General features: G+C 65.9%; 16 protein-coding genes. 9 read left to right on the forward strand and 7 right to left on the reverse strand.

Features of this window, described 5'->3' with window-relative positions; genetic code table 11:
- Positions 1–73 precede the first annotated feature (73 nt).
- Both ACJRPG_RS09635 and ACJRPG_RS09640 read right to left on the reverse strand, forming a co-directional pair.
- The gene (locus ACJRPG_RS09635) at positions 74–382 is read right to left on the reverse strand and encodes a hypothetical protein (protein ID WP_407999845.1); all 309 of its coding nucleotides are present in this window, start codon (positions 380–382) and stop codon (positions 74–76) included.
- 599 nt (positions 383–981) lie between these two features.
- Positions 982–1,701, reverse strand: a complete 720-nt coding sequence (locus tag ACJRPG_RS09640; protein WP_407999846.1) for a hypothetical protein — start codon at positions 1,699–1,701, stop codon at positions 982–984.
- Positions 1,702–1,849: 148 nt separating this feature from the next.
- Here ACJRPG_RS09640 and ACJRPG_RS09645 point away from each other — a divergent pair, with 148 nt between their 5' ends.
- The 7 genes from ACJRPG_RS09645 (at position 1,850) to ACJRPG_RS09675 (ending at position 13,955) form a co-directional block, all read left to right on the forward strand.
- On the forward strand, positions 1,850–2,797 hold the full coding sequence (locus ACJRPG_RS09645; protein ID WP_407999847.1) for an ABC transporter substrate-binding protein: 948 nt from the start codon (positions 1,850–1,852) through the stop codon (positions 2,795–2,797).
- Between the two features lie 86 nt (positions 2,798–2,883).
- A complete protein-coding gene (locus ACJRPG_RS09650) occupies positions 2,884–4,029 on the forward strand; it encodes an ABC transporter substrate-binding protein (protein WP_407999848.1) in 1,146 nt (381 codons plus the stop codon).
- A gap of 5 nt (positions 4,030–4,034) precedes the next feature.
- Complete coding sequence (locus tag ACJRPG_RS09655) at positions 4,035–8,084, forward strand: EAL domain-containing protein (protein ID WP_407999849.1); 4,050 nt, start codon at positions 4,035–4,037, stop codon at positions 8,082–8,084.
- Positions 8,085–8,296: 212 nt separating this feature from the next.
- On the forward strand, positions 8,297–10,165 hold the full coding sequence (locus tag ACJRPG_RS09660) for a thiamine pyrophosphate-binding protein (protein ID WP_407999850.1): 1,869 nt from the start codon (positions 8,297–8,299) through the stop codon (positions 10,163–10,165).
- A gap of 2 nt (positions 10,166–10,167) precedes the next feature.
- Positions 10,168–10,968, forward strand: a complete 801-nt coding sequence (locus ACJRPG_RS09665; protein WP_407999851.1) for a citrate synthase family protein — start codon at positions 10,168–10,170, stop codon at positions 10,966–10,968.
- Positions 10,965–11,780 carry a citrate synthase family protein gene (locus ACJRPG_RS09670; RefSeq protein WP_407999852.1) on the forward strand — a complete coding sequence of 272 codons (816 nt, stop codon included), beginning with the start codon at positions 10,965–10,967 and terminating at the stop codon, positions 11,778–11,780. The genes ACJRPG_RS09665 and ACJRPG_RS09670 overlap by 4 nt, the downstream gene beginning before the upstream one ends.
- A gap of 66 nt (positions 11,781–11,846) precedes the next feature.
- A complete protein-coding gene (locus tag ACJRPG_RS09675) occupies positions 11,847–13,955 on the forward strand; it encodes a TonB-dependent receptor plug domain-containing protein (protein ID WP_407999853.1) in 2,109 nt (702 codons plus the stop codon).
- Here ACJRPG_RS09675 and ACJRPG_RS09680 read toward each other — a convergent pair.
- From ACJRPG_RS09680 to ACJRPG_RS09700, 5 genes are all read right to left on the reverse strand, one after another.
- Entirely contained in the window at positions 13,943–14,707 is a 765-nt protein-coding gene (locus ACJRPG_RS09680; protein ID WP_407999854.1) for a helix-turn-helix transcriptional regulator, read from the reverse strand. The genes ACJRPG_RS09675 and ACJRPG_RS09680 overlap by 13 nt on opposite strands.
- Before the next feature lie 8 nt (positions 14,708–14,715).
- The gene (locus ACJRPG_RS09685) at positions 14,716–15,105 is read right to left on the reverse strand and encodes an ester cyclase (RefSeq protein ID WP_407999855.1); all 390 of its coding nucleotides are present in this window, start codon (positions 15,103–15,105) and stop codon (positions 14,716–14,718) included.
- A gap of 93 nt (positions 15,106–15,198) precedes the next feature.
- Positions 15,199–15,615 (reverse strand): hypothetical protein, encoded by a 417-nt coding sequence (locus tag ACJRPG_RS09690; RefSeq protein WP_407999856.1) that lies wholly within the window; start codon positions 15,613–15,615, stop codon positions 15,199–15,201.
- 61 nt (positions 15,616–15,676) lie between these two features.
- The gene (locus ACJRPG_RS09695) at positions 15,677–17,440 is read right to left on the reverse strand and encodes a putative bifunctional diguanylate cyclase/phosphodiesterase (protein WP_407999857.1); all 1,764 of its coding nucleotides are present in this window, start codon (positions 17,438–17,440) and stop codon (positions 15,677–15,679) included.
- A 149-nt stretch (positions 17,441–17,589) separates the two neighbouring features.
- Positions 17,590–18,597 carry a 2-hydroxyacid dehydrogenase gene (locus tag ACJRPG_RS09700; RefSeq protein ID WP_407999858.1) on the reverse strand — a complete coding sequence of 336 codons (1,008 nt, stop codon included), beginning with the start codon at positions 18,595–18,597 and terminating at the stop codon, positions 17,590–17,592.
- Between the two features lie 140 nt (positions 18,598–18,737).
- Here ACJRPG_RS09700 and ACJRPG_RS09705 point away from each other — a divergent pair, with 140 nt between their 5' ends.
- Positions 18,738–19,574 (forward strand): universal stress protein, encoded by an 837-nt coding sequence (locus tag ACJRPG_RS09705; RefSeq protein ID WP_407999859.1) that lies wholly within the window; start codon positions 18,738–18,740, stop codon positions 19,572–19,574.
- Between the two features lie 10 nt (positions 19,575–19,584).
- Positions 19,585–20,421, forward strand: a complete 837-nt coding sequence (locus tag ACJRPG_RS09710; protein ID WP_407999860.1) for a universal stress protein — start codon at positions 19,585–19,587, stop codon at positions 20,419–20,421.

Genomic DNA, 20,421 nt, shown 5'->3' on the forward strand with positions numbered 1-20,421 from the left:
GCGGCCCCCCTCAAGTTTTCCACGCACTGATGCCGTTGAGCTATACCGGAGGGAGAATGATTCGATGAGTGCATTAACCAACGATAAAAGGTTCTGTGTAGGGTGTTCGATACGACTCTCCGGAAACATCCTCGCCATTTTTATACACGTACCAGTTGCCCCAACTCTGATGAGGGTGAATTTGTAGGTAATCATCCGCAAGTTCCATATGAATCGGTAAAGTAACGTCGCCTTTGTAAACAAATACCCGCACTTCATCACTTGGCGCCAACACAATTTCTTGAGGGGCTAGTTCAAGTGAAAGTGTGATCGGCCTCGACAGTTTATTTACAAAGTGGAAGATCGGAACAAAATCACGCGGCAGGTTGGTTGGATATATCATATTCTCAAGTGGTATACGGACATCCAATAGTATCGAAATTGGCCAATGAACTGGTAACTTCTGGCTGATGGCAGCCTGTCAAACGAAGCGCGTTCCGTTTTCCAATCAGCGCTACTTACTCTTGGGGGAATACTCTATAAATAATCTGCAGACAGATTCCTTAAAATGACAGTAAAGGCTGGCCGTTTGATTCGATTTTCGAAGTTTGAACATTGCGTCTCCGAGAAAGCTTTCTGGCTTCCAGCCACGGGCGACGAATGCGGCGCGCAGCCTCGGGCGAGCGGACTCAGGGACAGGGCATCGTAGTTGATGATCATCTGCGATTTAAAAGGGACGACCTTATTTACCGAGGTGCATACCTTAGGATCGAAAGGGACTTGAGCATCTGCGGAAACGCTCTCCAAAGTCACCCTCATGGTGGGGATGGAATTGACTTGGGCCATTGCGGGCGGGAGGAATATAACCCCGAGTAGAGCTACCGCAGCAGCTTGGTGCCACTTGTGTGTTCGATTGTTCCTCAAGTTTCGCCTCTGTTACTTGGGCATCGGTTTGAATGTTACGTTTATAGCCACACGTTGTCACGCCCAACCCTACACCTATTACCGGCGCTTGCTTCCGGCCTTGAATTCGGCCACGGGCCAGACCACAAAGCCCGCATCCCACAAGCCGTTCAGGATGCCCTTGCAGCCGCCCTGCTCCTGCTTCACATCGCGCACATGCCGCGCATCGGCCACCACAAAGTGCGTACGGCCGTCGCGCAGTCCGGTCAGGAGGCGCAGCCAGCGCGCGTTGCGCGGGCAGATGTCGGCGGCGTTCAGTGCGGCCTGCGCGGCGGCTCCGCCTTTGAACTCGCCGTCGACCAGCGCCGTGAAGCCTTCGGCCGCGCCGGGTGCAGCTTCGTTGCCGGCCAGCGGCGCCAGTGTGATGCGGCCCTTGCCCATGCTGCAGTAGCGCATGCCCGGCACGGCTGCCGGTTCGAGATCGGCCACCCGCATCTGCGGCCGGCGTTCACGCAAGCTGAAAGCGACAGCGCCTTCAGGCGCTGCAATGCGTTCGGCAGGACAGGCGGGATAGGAATCGGGCGGCGGACCACCGGCGCCTTCGTAATGCAGCACGTCAGCCTGCTCGAAGGCAGGCAGCACCACCTGATCGAAATAGCTGTCGTATTCCAGCGGCAGGCCGTAGGAGGTCGCCGCGAGGATGTAGATGTGCACGCCGGGGTCGTTGGGGCGAACCGCCTCCCAAAGACGCGGCGCAGGTGCAGCGGCAAGGCTGGCAGTGCTGGCGGCGGCTAGCAGGAGGAAAGTTAGTTTCTGCATGCCATTGATTCTAGCGCTTCTGCCTACGCAAAAATACGCAAAAACTAACTTCTTGCAAGCAAATCGTAACAGAGTGTTGCGAAGGCAATTCTCTTCGGCAACTTTTCCGCCAAAGTCCTTGCGGCGGGGATACACTTGCAGCGAAGCCATGCAACCTGAACAGACCACCATTTGTCCCGACGTTTCGCGCCTGCGGCGCGCGCTGCTGCTCGGCCTGTGCCTGGCCGGAACCGTCCGGCCTGCGGTGGCGGCCGGAGAGCTGCTGACCGTGCTGTTCCCGGATATCGGCGAGCCCTACCGCAAGGTCTTCAACGAAATTGTGCAGGGCATTGAAGAATATCCGGGGGTGCGGGTACAGGCGATTGCCGTTGGCAGCGGCACGGATCTCGGCGAGCTGCAGGCGTCCCTGAAGCGCAGCGGCGCACGCGCCGTCATTGCGCTGGGCCGCCAGGGACTGAAGGCGGCCGGCGGCCTCGATCCCGGCATCGTCGTGGCGGGCGGCATCGCCAGCGCACCAGATACGGAACGCTGGCGCGGCATCAGCCTCGCCCCCGATCCCGCCCTGCTATTTGCCCAGTTGCGCACGCTGGTGCCGGGTGTGCGCCGCGTGTTCGCCGTCTTCAATCCGCAGCAGAGCGCCGCCGTGATGCGGCTGGCGCGCGAAGCGGCGCGCAGCCAGGGCCTGGAACTGAACGGGCTGGAAGCCGCCGACCTGGCCTCCGCCGTGCGCCGCTACGAAAGCGCGTTCGCCGGCGCCGATGGCCGGCGCGATGCGGTCTGGCTGCCGCAGGACAGCGTTGCCGCAGATGAAAGCACGGTGCTGCCGCTGGTGCTGCGCGAATCCTGGGAACGCGGCGTGCCGCTGTTCTCGAGCAGCATGCTGCACGTGAAGAAGGGAGTGCTGTTCGCCCTGTATCCGAACAATGTGGGACTCGGCCGCGACCTGGCTGCGCTGGCGCTCGGCCCTGAGCCGCGCACGCCCGGCCTGGTCCCGCTGCGCGCGGTGCGCCTGGCCTTTAATATCAGAACGGCAAGCCACATCGGGCTGCGTGTCGATGCTGAGCAACAACGTTCTTTCAGCGCAGTCTTCCCATAGAGCGGAAATGGCTCAAATATCTTTCTTAGAGGCTAACTCTGCGCATATACTTGCAGTAGTTAGCAAGGCAGCATCGGAAAAGATTTATGATCAAGAACACAAGTTTCAGCGGCGTGCTGCGCCGGGCAGCTGCCGTGACGGCTGCCTTGGCCGCGCTGTGCTCCCCGGCATTCGCAGCATCTGCCGTGCCCTCCCACGTCGACATGCCGGCGGTGTACAGCGACCAGCGCCTGACGGTGGCTTCGATGTTCACGTTTATCGATTCCGGTGTAGACGAACTGCCGATGCGCTTCGATGTGCGCCCGATTACCCTGGCCCAGCTGGAAGACCAGCTGCGCCGTCCCGATGTGCAGGCTTCCATCGGCAAGGGCACCATCGCCGTGCTGTATCCGAATGTGGAGATGCCCTTTCGCGCTTCCTTTATCAGCATGATCCAGGGCATTGAGGAACGCACCCGCCTCGCGGTGCGCAGCTACCCGGTGGATGCGAAGGTGGATGCGGCGGAACTGAACGCCACGCTGAAGCAGAACGGCACCAAGGTCGTGATTGCGCTGGGCCGCCAGGGCCTGAACGCGACGGCGGGCCTGGACCGCGAAATCTCGGTGCTCGTGGGCGGCGTGCTGCTGCTGTCGGACGCGGAAAACGTAGCCGGCATCAGCCTCACGCCGGATCCGGCGCTGCTGTTCGCACGCCTGCATGCGCTGCTGCCCGAGCTGAAGCGCGTCATCGTTGTCTACAACCCGAAGAACAGCGAATGGCTGATCAAGCTGGCGCGCGAAGCGGCGCGCGCCCAAGGCCTGGAACTGGCGGCCTATGTGGCCGGCGACATGGCGCGCGCCGCGCAGCTCTATCCCACGCTGATTGCGGGCGCGGACGGCCGCCGCGATGCCGTCTGGCTGCCGCATGACAGCACCACCGTCGAAGAGAGCACCATCCTGCCGCTGGTGCTGCGGGAAACCTGGAACAGCGGCGTGCCCCTGTTCTCCAGCAACGTGCTGCATGTGAAGAAAGGTGCGCTGTTTGCCATGGTGCCGAACAATGTGGAGATGGGCCGCACGCTGGCCAATTCCGCCCTGACCCTGATGGCCGAGCCGCGCAAGCGCGGCAACAGCGGCCTGGCGCCATCGCGCACGCTGCAGACCGCGATCAACCTGCGCACGGCCAACCACGTCGGCCTGCAAATCGGCTACCAGCAGCAGCGTAGCTTCGATTTCGTGTTCCCGCAGCCTTGAGCGCCATGCTGAGCCACTACCTGCGCCGCACTGGCTTCGGCCGCCAGCTGACGGTCATCGTCTCGGTCGCGATCATCGTGCTGGCCCTGTTCTCCTCGCTGGTCAACTCCTGGCAGGCCAGCGACCGCATGCGCGACTACTTCATCGGCCAGGGCCAGCGCATCGCGGACAACTTCGCCAAACAGAGCACGCTGGCGCTGCTGTTCCACTCGCCGGAGAATGCGCGCGATGTGGTGAGCAGCACCCTTTCCTTCCCGGACGTGACGGGCGTGCAGATCACGGACGCCAAGCACAATGTGCTGCTGTCGCAGGCGCATGACGGCGCCTGGCAGCTCAAGCCGCGCACCGACAGCTCGCCTGCGCGCCCCACGCTGATCGGCGAAAACAGCGACGCCTGGCTGTTCGGCGCGCCCGTGTTCAGCGGCCAGTCGGAAAGCTCGCCCTTTGAAATGCAGGAACGCCACGCGCAGCTGCTGGGCTATGTGCATGTGCAGGTTGGCAAGGGCACGCTGAACCGCCTTACCTGGTCGCTCATGCTGGGCAACCTGGCCATTACGCTGTCCTTCGCCGTGGTATTGCTGCTGCTGGTGCGCTACCTCACGCGCCGCATGACGCATCCGCTGCAGGCCCTGTCGAACCTGATGCGCCGCGCGCGCGGCGGCGAATCGCGGCTGCGCGCCGAGGCCACCGGCCCGCTGGAGCTGATCGACATGGCGCATGCCTTCAACCAGATGATGAACGTGCTGGAACAGCGCGAGGCGGAGCTCAAGGAGTCGCGCGATGCGGCGGTGAACATGGCGCAGGTGAAGGCGCAGTTTGCCGCCACCGTCAGCCACGAAGTGCGCACGCCGCTGAACGGCGTGGTCGGCATGCTGGACATGCTGAAGGAAACCCAGCTCAATACGCGCCAGAAGGAATTCGTGGACGTAGCCTGGAACGCCTCGCGCACGCTGATCGAGCTGATTAACAATATCCTCGACTTCTCCAAGATGGAAGCGGGCAAGCTGGCCTTGCAGGAAGCCGACTTCGACCTGCGCAAGCTGATGGGCGAAGTGGTGGAGCTGGTGGCCCGTCCGGCCCAGATGAAGGGCGTGGCGATCGGCTTCGGCCTCGGCCCTGAAGTGCCGGAAGGCGTGCGCAGCGACGCGCTGCGCCTGCGCCAGATCCTGATCAACCTGCTGGGCAATGCGGTGAAATTCACCGAGCGCGGCGAAGTGTCGATGCAGGTGAATGCCCTCAATGAACCCGATGGCAGCCTGCGCCTGCGCTTCGAAGTGCGCGATACCGGCATCGGCATGAGCCCGCAGGTGCAGCAGCACCTGTTCGAATCCTATGTGCAGCCAGATCCTTCGACCACGCGCCGCTTCGGCGGCACCGGCCTGGGCCTGGCCATCTGCAAGCAGCTGGTGTCGCTGCTGGGCGGCGAAATCAGCGTCAAGAGCGCGGCCGGCGAAGGCACCACCTTCATCTTCACCATTGCCTGCCGCGCCGCCGAGGTGCAGCCGCAGGCGGTGGCGGCGCCGGCCCTGCCGGCGCCCGCAAGCGCGGGCGGCACGCAGCAGTTCCGCGTGCTGGTGGCCGAAGACAACCGCACCAACCAGATGGTGGCCGCCGGCATGCTGTCGATGAACGGCTGCGTATGCGAGTTCGCCTCCAACGGCATCGAAGCCGTGCACGCCGCCCAGCATGGCCGCTTCGACCTGATCCTGATGGACTGCAGCATGCCGGAGATGGACGGCTACGAAGCCACCGCCCATATCCGCGCACTGGAAGAGGCGCTGGGCCGCCGCACGCCGGTGGTGGCGATGACCGCCAACACCCAGCACGGCGACGCCGAGAAATGCCTGGCCGCCGGCATGGACGATTACCTGGCCAAACCGATTACCCTGGTCGAACTGCGCCAGAAGCTGGAACGCTGGCTGCCCCATGGCGGCACGCTGGTCAAGGCGCCGCCGGCCGCGGCGCCGGAAAGCGAGGAGCGCGAATCCGATCCGCAGGCCGTGATCGACCGCGTGGTGTTCGACAAGCTGCGCGAGATCCTCGGCCCCGCCCTGCCCCATGCGGTCACGCCCTTCCTGGAAGATTCGCCCATCTATTTCGCCGAACTGGCGCAAGCCGTGCAGGCCGGCGACACCGAAACCGCGCGCGCCCGCGCCCATGCGCTGAAAGGCGCGGCGGGCAACCTCGGCGCCAACCTGCTGTCCGCCCTGGCGCAGCAGGCCGAGCAGCTTGCCATCGAGCGCCAGGTGGCGCTCATCGGCCCGCTGCTGCCCAACCTGCGCGCGGCCTGCCTCGATGTGGAAGCCTTCCTGCGCATGGAAGTGGACGCGGTGGAGCCGGATGCCGAACTGCCGCGCGCCGAACAGGCGCACGTGCTGATCGTGGACGACGACCGCAGCACGCGCAGCACGCTGCGCCACACGCTGCAGCGCGACGGCTTCAAGGTGGAGGAAGCGGCCGACGGCGCCGAAGCGCTGGCCATGCTGAAACGCTGCCAGCCGGACGTGATCCTGATGGATGCCGTGATGCCGGTGATGGACGGCTTCGCTGCCTGCGCGCGCCTGCAGGAACTGCCGGGCGGCGCCGCGATCCCGGTGCTGATGATTACCGCCCTGCAGGACAATACCTCGGTGGAGCGCGCCTTCGCCGCCGGCGCCAGCGACTACATTCCGAAGCCGATCCACTATGCCGTGCTGTCGCAGCGCGTGCGCCGCATCATCGAAGCCAACCGCGCCGAGAAGCGCATCCGCCACCTGGCCTACAACGACCTGCTGACCGGCCTGCCGAACCGCACCCTGTTCTTCGAGCTGCTGGGCCAGGGCATCGAGCATGCGCAGGGCACCGGCAACCAGCTGGCCGTGCTGTTCATGGACCTGGACCGCTTCAAGTACGTCAACGACAACCTGGGCCACGACGTGGGCGACCGCCTGCTGGTGGCCGTGGCGCAGCGCGTGCGCAGCAGCGTGCGCAACGTGGATGCCGTGGCCCGCCTCGGCGGCGACGAATTCACCGTGGTGCTGGGCGACCTCGACGGCCCGGCCGCCGCCGCTGCCGCGGCCCACAATATCTGCCACGCGCTAGCCGCGCCCTTCGTGATCGACGGCCACGACATCTTCGTTACCAGCAGCGTGGGCATCGCCATGTATCCACACGACGGCGTGGACGTGGCCACCCTGGTCAAGCACGCCGACAGCGCCATGTACCGCGCCAAGCGCACCAATACCGGCTTCAAGTTTTACGAAGCGTCGATGGAATCCTCGATCTCCGAGCACGTGCGCATGGAGAGCGACCTGCGGCGCGCGCTGGAAACCGGCCAGCTGGAAGTGTTCTACCAGCCGCAGGCCACGCTGGACAACGGCCGCATCGTGGCCATGGAAGCGCTGGTGCGCTGGCGCCATCCGACGCGCGGCATGGTGCCGCCGGCCGAGTTCATTCCGCTGGCCGAGGAAACAGGCCTCATCAACCCGCTCGGCGACTGGGTGCTGCGCACCGCCTGCGCCCAGCTGAACGAATGGATCATGAGCGGCATGCCGGCGCTGCGCGTGGCCGTCAACCTCTCGGTGCGCCAGCTGCTGCAGAAGGATTTTGCCGAGAACGTGCGCAATGTGCTGGCCGAAACCGGCCTGGCGCCCAACCTGCTGGAACTGGAGATCACCGAAAGCACGCTGATGGAAAACGCGGAGGACACGCTGCACGTGCTGCACAGCCTGCACAACCTCGGCGTGCGCCTGTCGATCGACGATTTCGGCACCGGCTATTCCTCGCTGTCCTACCTGAAGCGCTTCCCGGTCGACATCATCAAGATCGACCGTTCCTTCGTGCGCGACGTGCCGCAGGACGCGGACGATGCCGCCATCATCACCGCCATCATCGCGCTGGCGCACAGCCTGCGCCTGGAAGTGGTGGCCGAAGGCGTGGAAACCCTGGCCCAGCTGCACTTCCTGCAGGCCCGCCGCTGCGACCTGTTCCAGGGCTACCACCTCAGTCCCGCCGTCCCCGCCGAACTGTTCGAGAAGCTGGTGCGCGGCAGCGAACCCCTGCCCCTGCGCGCCTGAACTGCGCTGTTGCCTCGCCGCAACACTATCAAAATGCCAGCAGCGCTCTCCCCTTGCGGGAGCGGCGCTGTAGGATCATTCTTACAAATTATTACCAAAACTGCGTGAGAATCGGATAGAATTCCGCACTGCAACATTTTGCTCTTAAACAACTGAGTTTCCCAAGTAGCCACGCCCAGCCCACGCGCGGCCTCACTTTCCAAGGATTTCGCATGTTTGATAACACTGCGCACGAGCAGGCTTTGCTCGTGCAAGACAGCATTTTGACCGCAGCGCCGCAAGCCGCACATTTCGACATGGCCGACCTCACCGTGGCCTATCTCGAGCAACTGGGCATTGACTATGTGTTCGGCATTCCGGGCGGCGCCATCGAACCGCTGTATAACGCCATCGCGCGCAACCAGCGCCGCGGCGGCAACCTGAGCCACATCGTGGCGCGCCACGAAGCCGGCGCCGCCTTCATGGCCGACGGCTATGCCCGCGAGACCGGCAAGATCGGCGTCTGCGTCGCCACTTCCGGCCCCGGCGCCACCAACCTGATCACCGCGGTGGCCACCTCCTACGGCAATGACGTGCCGCTGCTGGTCATCACCGGCCAGCCCGCGCTGCCTTCCTTCGGCAAGCATGGCCTGCAGGAATCGGCCTGCACCGGCATCGACGTGATGGGCATGTTCCGCCACTGCACGCGCTACAACTCCCTGGTGTCGCACGCCATGCAGCTGGAGTGGAAGCTGATCAGCGCCCTGCAGCACGCCATGCGCGCGCCGCGCGGCCCGGCCCACCTGAGCGTGCCGGTCGACGTGTTCCGCAGCACGAGCGCACAGCAGCAGCCTTCCTACGACCTCACCGGCCTGCTGCTGCCGACCGCGCTGGTGGACGAACGCGCGATCGACAAGCTGCGCACCATCATGGACGGCAGCCGCAAGGTGGCCATCCTGATCGGCGGCGCCTGCGGCGATTCCATCCACTCCATCCTGCAGTTCGCGGCCCTGAAAGGCGCCGTCTTCGTCACGACCCCGGACGGCAAGGGCCTGGTCAGCCCGCAGCACCCGCTGTACCGCGGCGTGTTCGGTTTCGGCGGCCACGCCAGCGCCGAACTGGCGCTGCGCGCCGAGGACGTGGACACCATCCTGGCCGTCGGCTGCAGCATGGGCGAGTGGAATACCGGCGGCTGGAACGCCAGCCTGCTGAACGAACGCCTGGTGCATATCGACGAATCGGAAGAACACCTGGCGCGCACGCCGATGGCGCGCCACCACCTGCGCGGCAACCTGAACGCCATCTTCAGCCGCCTGGTCGAGCGCACGCATGAAGTGCAGCTGGCCACGCCGGTGCCGGTGGAACGCCGCAGCGCCGGGCGCACGCTCGATGACGTCGAGTGGAACCCCGACACTATGCTGGATGCACCGGAAGCCTTCCTCAGCGAGGAAACGCCGATCAAGCCGCAGCGCCTGATGCATGACCTGAGCCGCCTGTTCCCGCCCAGCACCCGCTTCTTCGCGGACGCCGGCAACAGCGTGGCCTGGGCCGCGCATTACCTGCAGCCGCAGGACCGCCGCCTCGGCGAACGCCGCCTGGGCAGCGCCCGCCAGCGCGGCCTCGGCCAGCGCCAGAGCGCAGGCGGCTGGCTGCGCCTGACCAGCCACTTCGCCCCGATGGGCTGGGCCATCGGCGCCGCCGTCGGCACCGCTGCCGCCAATCCGGACGCGCCGGTGGTCTGCATCACCGGCGACGGCTCCATGCTGATGAGCGGCCAGGAACTGTCCGTGGCCGTGGCCGAACAGCTGTGCGTGGTCTTCGTGGTGCTGAACGACCGCGCCCTGGGCATGGTCAAGCACGGTCAGCGCCTCGGCGGCGGCGAGCAGATCGGTTATGCCCTGCCGCCGACCGATTTCGCCATGCTGGCACGCGCCCTCGGCGGCCGCGCCCACACCATCCACTCGCCCGAAGACATGGACGCGCTGGACATCAAGGCCATCTGCAACTACCCGGGCCCCACCCTGCTCGATATCCATATCGATCCGGAAGAAGTGCCGCCGATGGCCAGCCGCCTGCGCGTGCTGCTGGACGACGGAGCCTGAGCATGTCCGGCGCCCCCGCCCCGTCGCCGCGCGACCTGATTCACACCGCCATCTGGAACGAAGTGGCGGAGCTGGACAATCCCTTCGCGGCCCACACCGCCATGTGCCGCGGCTACGACGTGTTCGGCGCCATGCTGGGCCGCGCGCGCTGGGTGGAGATGCTGTGGCTCCTGCTGCGCCCCGAGCTGCCGCCGCGCGCCGCGCTGGACACGCTGGAGGCGCTGGCCGTGGCGCTGGCCAATCCCGGTCCGCGCGATCCCTCCGTGCACGCCGCCATGTGCGGCGCGGTGGGCGGCTCCACCGCTGCCGCATCGCTGATCGCGGCGCTGTCGGTCGGCGCCGGCCGCGTGGGCGGTGCGCGCGAAGTGCATGACGCCATGAGCATGTGGCAGCAATGCGGCCCGGACCTGCAGGCCTGGCCTGGCTGGGCTGCGCCCGCGCCGGATGCCGCCATCGAAGTCTGGCCGGAACGCGCCCACGTGCCGGGCTGCGACCCGCACGGCGTATCGACGCCGCTGCCGGTGCGCCAGCTGCTGGCCGCCGCCGTGCAGATTGGCGGCGGCGAACGCACGGCCTGGCTGCTGGCGCATCTGGACAGCGCGCAGCAGGCGCTTGGCCTGCCCCTCGCCATTTCCGGCGCCGCGGCAGCCATTTTCTGCGACCTGGGATTCACGCCGCAGGAAGGCGAAATGCTCTACCTGCTGCTGCGCCTTCCCGGCGCGGCGGCGCACGCGCTGGAGCAAAGCGCGGGCGGCTTCAAGCAGTTTCCTTTCTACCCGGTCGAGCTGCAGGAGGCCGCATGAACGGCCCGCAACTGCTGCAGCAGCATGCCGGCAAGCTGGCGACCACGGTCGGCGCCTGCTATCCCGGCAGCCATGCCATCTTCCGCGGCCAGGACCTGCACCGCGACCTGCAGTCCCTGGACTGGGTGGACCTCTATGTATACGGCATTACCGGCCGCCGCCTGAGCGCCGCCCAAATCGAGCTGCTGCACGCCATCTGGGTCAACACCAGCTATCCCGATGCGCGCCTGTGGAATAACCGGGTGGCGGCGCTGGCCGGCACCACGCGCAGCAGCGCCAACCTCGGCGTGGTGGCAGGCCTGGCCCTGTCCGAAGCCCAGGTCTATGGGGGCCTGGCGGGCATGCGCGCCATCAGCTTCCTGCAGATGGCCGTGCGCCGCGTGGCCGCCGGCGAAGATTTCGAACAGCTGGTGCTGGCAGAAGCCCGCGCCCGCCGTATTTACGGCTACGGCCGGCCGATCAATTCGACCGACGAACGCATTCCCGTGGTGCTGGGCATCGCCAGGAGGCTCGGCCTGGATGGCGGCGAACACCTGCGCATCGCCTTCGACACCGAAAAAGTGTTGTTGCCGCACTACTCCCAGTTACGCATGAATTATGCGGCCCTGCATGCCGCGCTGATCGCCGACATGGGGCTGTCGGCACGTGAATACCAGCTGCTGCGCATCCCGACCTTCATGGCTGGCATGCCGCCCTGCCAGGTCGAGGCGGCAGGCAAGCCGCCCGGCGCCATCTTCCCGACCCCGGTTTCGGGCGTCGCCTACGCGGGCATGGCGCCGCGCCCCTGGCCGGAGGCAGCCGCTGAAAAGTGATTTTCTGTGCATTTTTGCAAAACCTCACGTTACAATGAGGCAAGCTTTATACGCAGGAGAGTCCATTTGAAGTCGTCGCATATTCTCAGGCTGTGCATCGCAGCCGCCTTTGCGGTACCGGCCATTGCCCACGCGGGCCCGCAGCCGGTCACGGAAGAAGAAGAACTGAGCCTTGTTTATGGCGATAACGACAGTGTGAGTATTGCGACCGGCAGCAGCATGACGCTGCGCCGCGCGCCGGGCATTGCCACCGTCATCACCGCCGCCGACATCGCCGCCATGGGCGCGACGGACCTGGACCAGGTGCTGGAAACGGTGGCCGGCCTGCACGTCAACCGCAGCGCCAACAACTACACCCCGCTGTATGTGGTGCGCGGCATCGTGAGCCAGTTCACGCCGCAGCTGCTGGTGCTGCAGAACGGCGTGCCGATCACCACGGCCTTCGTCGGCACCAAGGGCAATCTGTGGGGCGGCTATCCGATCGAGCACATCGCCCGCATCGAAGTGATGCGCGGCCCCGGCTCCGCCCTCTACGGCTCGGATGCCTTCTCCGGCGTCATCAACATCATTACCAAGGGCCCGGCCGACACGCCGGGCACCGAGTTCGGCGCGCGCGCCGGTTCCTTCGGCACGCGTGACGGCTGGGTGCAGCATGGCGGCATGATAGGCCCGGTCGATGTGGCGGCCTATATCCGCACCGGCACCAGCGACGGCTTCCGCAGCATCATCGATGCCGACGCCCAGACCCGCAACGACACCCTGCTCAAAACCCGCGCCAGCCTGGCGCCGGGACCGGTGAATGTGGGCTACGACGCGGTCGACGCCAACCTGGAACTGGCCTACGGCAAATGGCGCGCGCGCGCTGGCTACAAGCTGCGCGACAAGCTCGGTACCGGCGCCGGCATTGCCTCGGCGCTGGACCCGGTGGGCAAGCAGCGCAGCGAGCGCATCACGGCAGGCCTGTCCTGGACCGACCCGCAGCTGGCCAGGGACCTGGGCGTGGGCTTCGCCATCAATTCGCAGGAATACAAGCAGGAGATTCCGGTCGACTTCGTGCTGCTGCCGCCGGGCGCCACGCTGCCGACCGGCACCTTCCCGAACGGCATGATCGGCGGCCCGGACGCGTGGGAACGCATCCTGCGCCTGTCCGCCTATGCGGACTACAGCGGCATTGAAGGCCACCACCTGCGCATCGGCATCGGCCACGACGACCTGGACCTGTACCGCACCCACGAAAGCCGCAACTTCAACTACGCGCCGAACGGCACGCCGATTCCGCTGCCCACCGTGGTGGACTTCGTGGAGACCGATCCCTTCATCCGTCCGCAGCGCCGCAAGGTCGACTACATCTACCTGCAGGATGAATGGCGCCTGGCCAAGGACTGGAACCTGACCGCAGGCGTGCGCCACGACCACTATTCGGACTTCGGCGACACCACCAATCCGCGGTTGGCGCTGGTATGGGATGCGAGCTTCGATATCACGGCCAAGCTGCTGTATGGCCGCGCCTTCCGCGCACCGTCCTTCAACGAAAGCTATGGCATCACCAACCCGGTCGCGCTGGGCAACCCGAACCTGAAGCCGGAAAAGAACAGCACACTGGAGGCGGCCATTTCCTGGCAGCCGGTGGCCGATGCGCAGGTCAACGTGACCCTGTTCCGCTACGACATGACGGACATCATCCGTACCGTACCGAATGCGGTTCCGAACACGGGGGCCACCTATGCCAATACCGGCGACCAGACCGGCCACGGCGTGGAAATCGAAGGTAACTGGAGCGTGGCGCGCAACCTGCGCCTGGTGGGCAACTACGCCTGGCAGCGCTCGACGGACAAGACCTCGGGCCGCGATGCGGGCTATGCGCCGCACCACCACATGAACGGCCGGGCCGACTGGCAGTTCAGCAGCAGCTTCGTCGCCAGCGCCCAGCTGAACTGGGTGGGCGAACGGGCGCGCGCAGCGGGCGACGCGCGTGCCCCGCTGGACGGCTACAGGACGGTGGACCTGACGCTGTCCACCCGGCGCGGCAAGCACAACTGGAACTTCTCGGCCTCGGTGCGCAACCTGTTCAACGCCGACGTGCGCGAACCGAGCCTGGGCCCGGGCCTGTCCATCCCGCACGACCTGCCGCAAGCGCCGCGCGCCTTCTGGGTGCAGGCGATCTACACCCTCTGAGCGCCGGCGCGGGCCGAGCTCCGCCGGTACTCGGCGGGGCTCTTTCCCGTCACTTCGCGGAAGGCCTGGGCGAAGCGGCTCGCGCTCGCGAAGCCGTTTGCATAGGCGATGCAGGCAACCGTCTCCCGGCCTGCCGCCAGCTGCTCGGCCGCCCTTACCACCCGTACACGCTGCAGGAACTGCACCCAGCCGATGCCCATCTCCTCGGCGAAGCGCCGGTTCAATGTGCGCGGCGCGGCACCGGAAGCCGCCGCCACGTCCGCAAAGGCCAGCGCTTCCGCATGGTGCGCCAGCGTGTAGCTGACAGCCCGTTGCAGTTCGGGCGTTGCGCAGCGCGGGAACCAGAGCGGTTCCGGGCTGGCCGCCGCCTGGCGCGCCACCTGGGCCAGCGCGGGAAAGAAGACCGCGGCATCGGGATCCTGGGCGGCCGCCTCGCTGTCCCAGCGTGCGGCATGGTGCACCATCTCGCGCAACAGCGGCGTCACCGGAAACACGGTGCAGTTGCCGGGGGCGGGCCCCAGGCCGGATGCGAACAGCACGGACGCCGAAGTCGCAGGTCCGCTGGTCCAGACCCGCACGCCGTGCCCGGGCGCGATCAGGGCTGCCCGGTGCGGCGCGAGGAGCCAGCTGCGCTGCGCCTCTTCCAGATGAAACACGCCTGCGGAAGCATACAGAAGATAGGCCTGCGCAAAACGGCGCTCGCCGGTATCGAAGGGCTGGTCGAACTGCTTGTGGAAGGCGTGCGAGTACATGGCCGGCGCTACGCCCCGATCTGGCGCAGCAGCGTGGCCGTATCGAGCAGCGCCCAGTGCTCCACCATGCGCCCCTCGCGGAAGCGGAAGCTGCGGTACTGCTGCACATCGATCAGCGCGCCGCGCGCTTCGTGCTCGCGGAACGTTCCGGTGTGGGTGGCGCTGACGCGCAGGCGCATGAGCACCAGTTCATCGCCGGTCACGATATGCTCGACGGCGTGGCGGGATGCCGAGAACGCGGCACAGAAGGTGTGCACCATGCGTGCATGGCCGGCCGCGGTTCCGGGCAGGTAGGCGTGATCGACGAACGCGGGATCCGTAAAACGGAAAACAGCGTCCGGCGTCCGCTGTTCCCACACCTCTTCGACAAAGCGCAAAGCGAGATCGCGATGGTCCATTTCTGCTATCCTCCTTAAAAGAGGATAGTATGAAAAACACGGAAGCGGCCGTATATCAGCAGCACGCCATTTCCCGTCCTTTTCGCGCCAGGGTCAGTCCCAGGTGAAGACCACTTCGCGTTTGCCGAGCGGCGGAACCGAAATATTTTTGGTCTTGTTGCCGGCATCCGACCGCACATTGATGCGGTAAGTCCCCTGCGGCAGCTTTACGTACAGCAGCGGCCCCGCGCCATCGATATCGAAGACAATGTCGCCGCCCTTGTCGAGCACCGTGGCGCCGACATTGGCACGGTATTCGCCGTTCTTGTTGGCAAAGGTGATCAGCACGTTGTAATTGCCGGCCAGCGCCTTGACCGCCTTCTGCTGTTCTTCGCCGATCCCGCCCGTCGCGAAATCGATGCTGCCCTTGGTGCCGGTCAGGAATTCATCGGCCGTCGGCGTCTGTGCAAAAGATGGTGCGGCCGCCGCCAATGCAAGCAGCAGGCCGGCGGTAGTAAGAGCAAACTTCATCTTCCCTCCTCATCGGTTGTCATGCCGCCAATTGTAGCGCAAGCACCCCAATGGGAGCACGTCAGGCGGCAGCCTGCCACGGCCGCCTGAACATGGCGCTCATGGACTGAGGCGGCAGCGGCTTGGCGAACAGGTAGCCCTGGGCCTCGTCGCAGCCTTGCTTCTGCAGGAAAGCGCGCGCGGCTTCCGTCTCCACGCCTTCCGCCACCACGCGGTATCCCAGCTCGTGCGACAGCCTGATCATGGCCGATACCAGCGCACGTTTGCGCTCGTCGCCGTCCATGGTGCGCACGAAGCTCTGGTCGATCTTCACCGCGTGTGCGGGAATCGTCTGAAGATAGGACAGGCTGCTGTAGCCGGTACCGAAATCGTCGATGGCAATGCGCACGCCTGCCTGCTTCAGTGCACGCAGGCAGGCGTGGGAAACGCCCTCCTTGTCCATCGCGGCGCTTTCAGTGACCTCCAGTTCCAGCCAGTGCGCCGGAACCTGGTGCCGCACCAGCAGTTCCTTCACCATGCCCGCGAAGCCCGGCTCCTGCAGGTTGGGCGCCGCGATATTGACGGACATGCCCAGCACCATGCCCGCCGCGCGCCATTCCGCCAGCTGGCGCAGCGCGGTATCCAGCACCCATGCGGTAATCGGCCCGGCCATCGAGGTCTGCTCCACAATCGGCATGAATTCGGCCGGCGACACCTCGCCCAGCCTTGGATGGGTCCAGCGCAGCAGCGCTTCCACGCTGACGCATTGCCCGGTGAGCAGCTCCATGCGCGGCTGGTAAACGAGGCGCAGCTGGCCAACTTCCTCCAGCGCGCGGCCGAACTCGTTCAGCAGCGTGAAGCGGCGCCGGTAAGCGGCGTCCTGCGCCGACGAATAAACGCCGATGTCCTGCCCGCAGTGGTAAGCGTCCAGCATGGCGCTGTGGGAAGTGCGCAGCACGTCGGGCGCGGCCGTTTCACCCAGGATGAATGGCGCGATGCCAATGGCGGGCGTGGTGACGAAGCGGGAGCTGGACCAGCCGTCGCGGCGCATCAGCCAGGGCTTCAGCAGCTCCGCGCAGCTGGCGGCGGACATGCCCTCCGGCGCCACGAAGACAAACTGGGTGGTCGCCACATGATAGAGCGTGGTACCGGCGCCCAGGCAGGCCTGCAGGGCACGCACCGCTTCGCCCACCATGCCGTCAAGGTAGGAAGCCCCCATCACGCGCGCGGCATTGCCCAGCTGCTCCGCGCTGGCGAGGTTGACCAGCACTGCGCAGCGGCGCTCGCCGGCTGCGAATTCGTGGGCCATATCGGCCAGATCTTCAAAGAACTGCGTGCGGTTCGGCAGGCCGCTGACAGGATCGCGCCGTCCCACCGCGTGCCGCAGCTCGATCTGCGCCATCACCATTGCCGCCATATCGGCCAGCCCTGCCTCTTCTTCAGGCGTGATCTGGCGCGGCTCGGTGCCCAGTACGCACATGGCGCCGAGGCAGTGGCCGTCGCGGGTGGTCAGCGGAGCGCCCGCATAGAAGCGCACGCCGCTTGCCGCCAGCGGGCTGCCGCTGAAGTCGGGATCGGCCTGGAGATCTGGCAGCACCAGCAAGCGCGCACTGCCTGCAACGGTGGCGCACGGCGCCTGCATGCGCGGAATCGACCAATGGTCTATTCCCACGCGGGATTTGAACCACTGGCGGTCGGTGTCCGTCAGCGAGACGGCGGCAATCGGCAGATTGAACAGGCGCGCCGCCATGCGGGTGATGCGGTCGAAGGCTTCGCTTGGTGGCGTATCGAGGAGATTCAGTTTGCGCAGCGCGTCGATGCGCGCGGCTTCGCAGGTATCGGCCATAAGGTTTCCTGATGTTGCATTGATGTCTCGATGCAAAGATTGGGCATCAGGAGATGGGCGGCAGCGCGGGATGGGGCGCTACGGAATCATTCTACCTGAACTATGGCCGCCCGCTCTGGCAGATTACCAATCGGGCCGATAGCGGGCCGCTATCGGGCGGGCGGCAGTTCTATGGCATTGGGGCAGGAAGCGGCGCTGCGCCAGCATTCCAGGTTGAACAGGGTGGTATCGGCGATCTCGCGCAGCGCTTCCTGCGTGAAGAAACCCTGGTGGCCAGTGACCAGCACATTCGGGAAAGTCATCAGGCGCTGCAGCACGTCGTCCTCAATAATCTCGGAAGAATGGTCATGGAAGAAGAATTCGCTTTCCTGCTCATAAACGTCGATGGCAAGCGCGCCCAGGTGCCGGCTCTTGAGGGCCGCAATGACGGCCGGCGTGTCCACCAGGCCTCCGCGCGAGGTGTTCACCAGCATGGCGCCCGGCTTCATCTGCGCCAGCGCCTGCGCATCCAGCATATGCCAGGTGGCGTCGGTGAGCGGGCAATGCAGGCTCACGATGTCCGATTCTGCCAGCAGTTTCGGCAGCGCCACCGCTTCGCCCAGTGCCGCGAACGCGGCGGACGGCATGGGATCGTAAGCGATCACGCGGCAGCCGAAACCGCGCAGGATGCGCGCCGTGGCCAGCCCGATCTTGCCGGTGCCGACAATGCCGGCCGTCTTCCCGTGCAGCGTGCTGCCCAGCAGGCCTTCCAGCGAGAAGTTCCCTTCCCTTACCCGCGCATAGGCACGATGCGTGTGCCGGTTCAGCGTCAGGATCATCGCCAGCGCGTGTTCCGCCACGGCCTCCGGAGAGTACGCAGGCACGCGCGCCACGAAAAGGCCGTGCTTCGCCGCAGCCGCCGCGTCCAGCTGGTTGTAGCCCGCGCAGCGCAGCAGTACCGCACGCACGCCCTGTGCCGCCAGCACATCCAGCGTTGGCGCATCCAGCCTGTCGTTGACGAACACGCAGACGGCGTCCGCGCCATCGGCCAGCACCGCCGTTTCGGGCACGAGGCGGGCTTCGTGGCACACCAGGTCCACCTGCATGCCGGAAGCCGCGAGGGCCTCCGAGAACGAACGGCGGTCGTAAGGCTGTGCGCTGAACATGGCGAGTTTCATGCGGCGATTGTAGGGGATGTGCGCCCGGAGTGGCGCAAGAATATTTTTTCAGGGATTTTGATCTGCATCAAAAAGTGCTGATGACGCAGCGCAAACAGACTACTAAAGTAACCGTGGAAGTTCCACATTGAGGAGGCTTTATGATCAAGACCATCGTGGTGCATATCGACGACAGCCCATCCCAGCACAGCCGCCTGCACGCCGCGGCGGTACTGGCGGAGGAATGGGATGCGCGCCTGGTCGCCAGCGCCGCCACCGGTTTGGCGCCGCGCGACTACAACTACATGGACGGCGCCCTTACCGGTCCCTTGCCGCTGGTGCGTTACGACGAGCTGCGCGAAGCGGCGCGGCAGCGGCTGGAGCGCGGCCTGGCGCAAGCGCGCCGGCTTGGCGCCGGGCAGATCGAAGCGCGGCTGACGGAGGACAGCCCGGAGAACGCGCTCATCCTGCAGGCGCGCTATGCCGACCTGGTGATCACGAGCCAGTTGCCCGCCGCCGGCGAGCGCGCCCGCCTCGTGACCATGCTGCCCGAATACGTTGCCCTGAACAGCCCGCGCCCGGTGCTCGTGGTGCCGGACACCTACGACGGCCAGCCGGTGGGCGGCACCGTGATCGTGGGCTGGGACGGCAGCATGGAAGCGACACGCGCACTGACGGCGGCCCTGCCCATCCTGCAGCGCGCCTCCAGCGTGCTGCTCGCGCTGTTCAATCCGGATACCACGAGCGGCCTGCATGGCGAACAGCCCGGCGCCGATATGGCGCTTTACCTGGCGCGCCACGGCATACGGGTCGAAGTATTCAGCCAGCGTACCGAAGCTCCCATCGGCCAGGCGCTGCTCGGGCTGGCCCGCGACACGGAAGCTGGCCTGATCGTGGCGGGCTGCTACGGCCATAGCCGCTACCGCGAATGGCTGCTGGGCGGCGTGACGTATTCGCTGCTGTCCCACGCCCAGATTCCCGTGCTGTTTGCCCATTGAAAGGACTGTCATGAGCTACAAGACCATCCTGGTCCATGCCGACCGGACGCCCGCCGCGGAAGCGCGCATACGGCTGGCCGCCCGCCTCGCCAATGCGCAGGACGCGCATCTGGTTGGCATCGCCCTCACCGGCGTCTCGCGCTTCGTTCTGCCGGAAAGCATAGCGCTGGGCGGTCCGGCCATTGCGGAGCAATATGCGGAGATGCACCGCGAAGCGCGGGCGGCACTGGAGCATTTCGACGGCATTGCGCGCGCCGAGGGCGTCGCCTCATTCGAGCAGTGCCTGGCGAACGACGATCTGGACGGCGGCATGGCGCTGCGCGCACGCTACAGCGATATCGTCATCGTGGGCCAGACCGACCGCAGTCTTGCGGTGCCCGGTTCGCGCTACGACCTGCCCGAATATGTGCTGATGAACGCGCCGCGGCCAGTGCTCGTCACGCCTTACGCGGGCTGCCCGGACCAGCTGGGAGGCCACGCCCTGCTGGCGTGGGACGCCAGCCAGGAAGCGACCCGCGCCGCCACCCTGGCCCTGCCGCTGCTGAAGGCCGCAAGCCGGGTCACGATCGTGGTGTTCAACGGCCACCGCGACCAGGAACGCTTCGGCGAACGCCCCGGCGCCGATATCGCGCTCTATCTGGCGCGCCATGGCGTCGATGCGGAGGTGCTCGGCCAGCCCCTGAATATCGATGTCGGCAACGGCCTGCTGTCGCTGGCGGCCGACATCGGCGCCGGACTGCTGGTCATGGGCGGCTACGGCCATTCCCGCTACCGCGAACTGCTGCTGGGCGGCGCCACCGCCACCGTGCTGCAGACGATGACGATTCCCGTGCTGATGGCGCACTAG

The organism is Pseudoduganella rhizocola, from assembly GCF_045984285.3.
Lineage (GTDB): Bacteria > Pseudomonadota > Gammaproteobacteria > Burkholderiales > Burkholderiaceae_D > Rugamonas.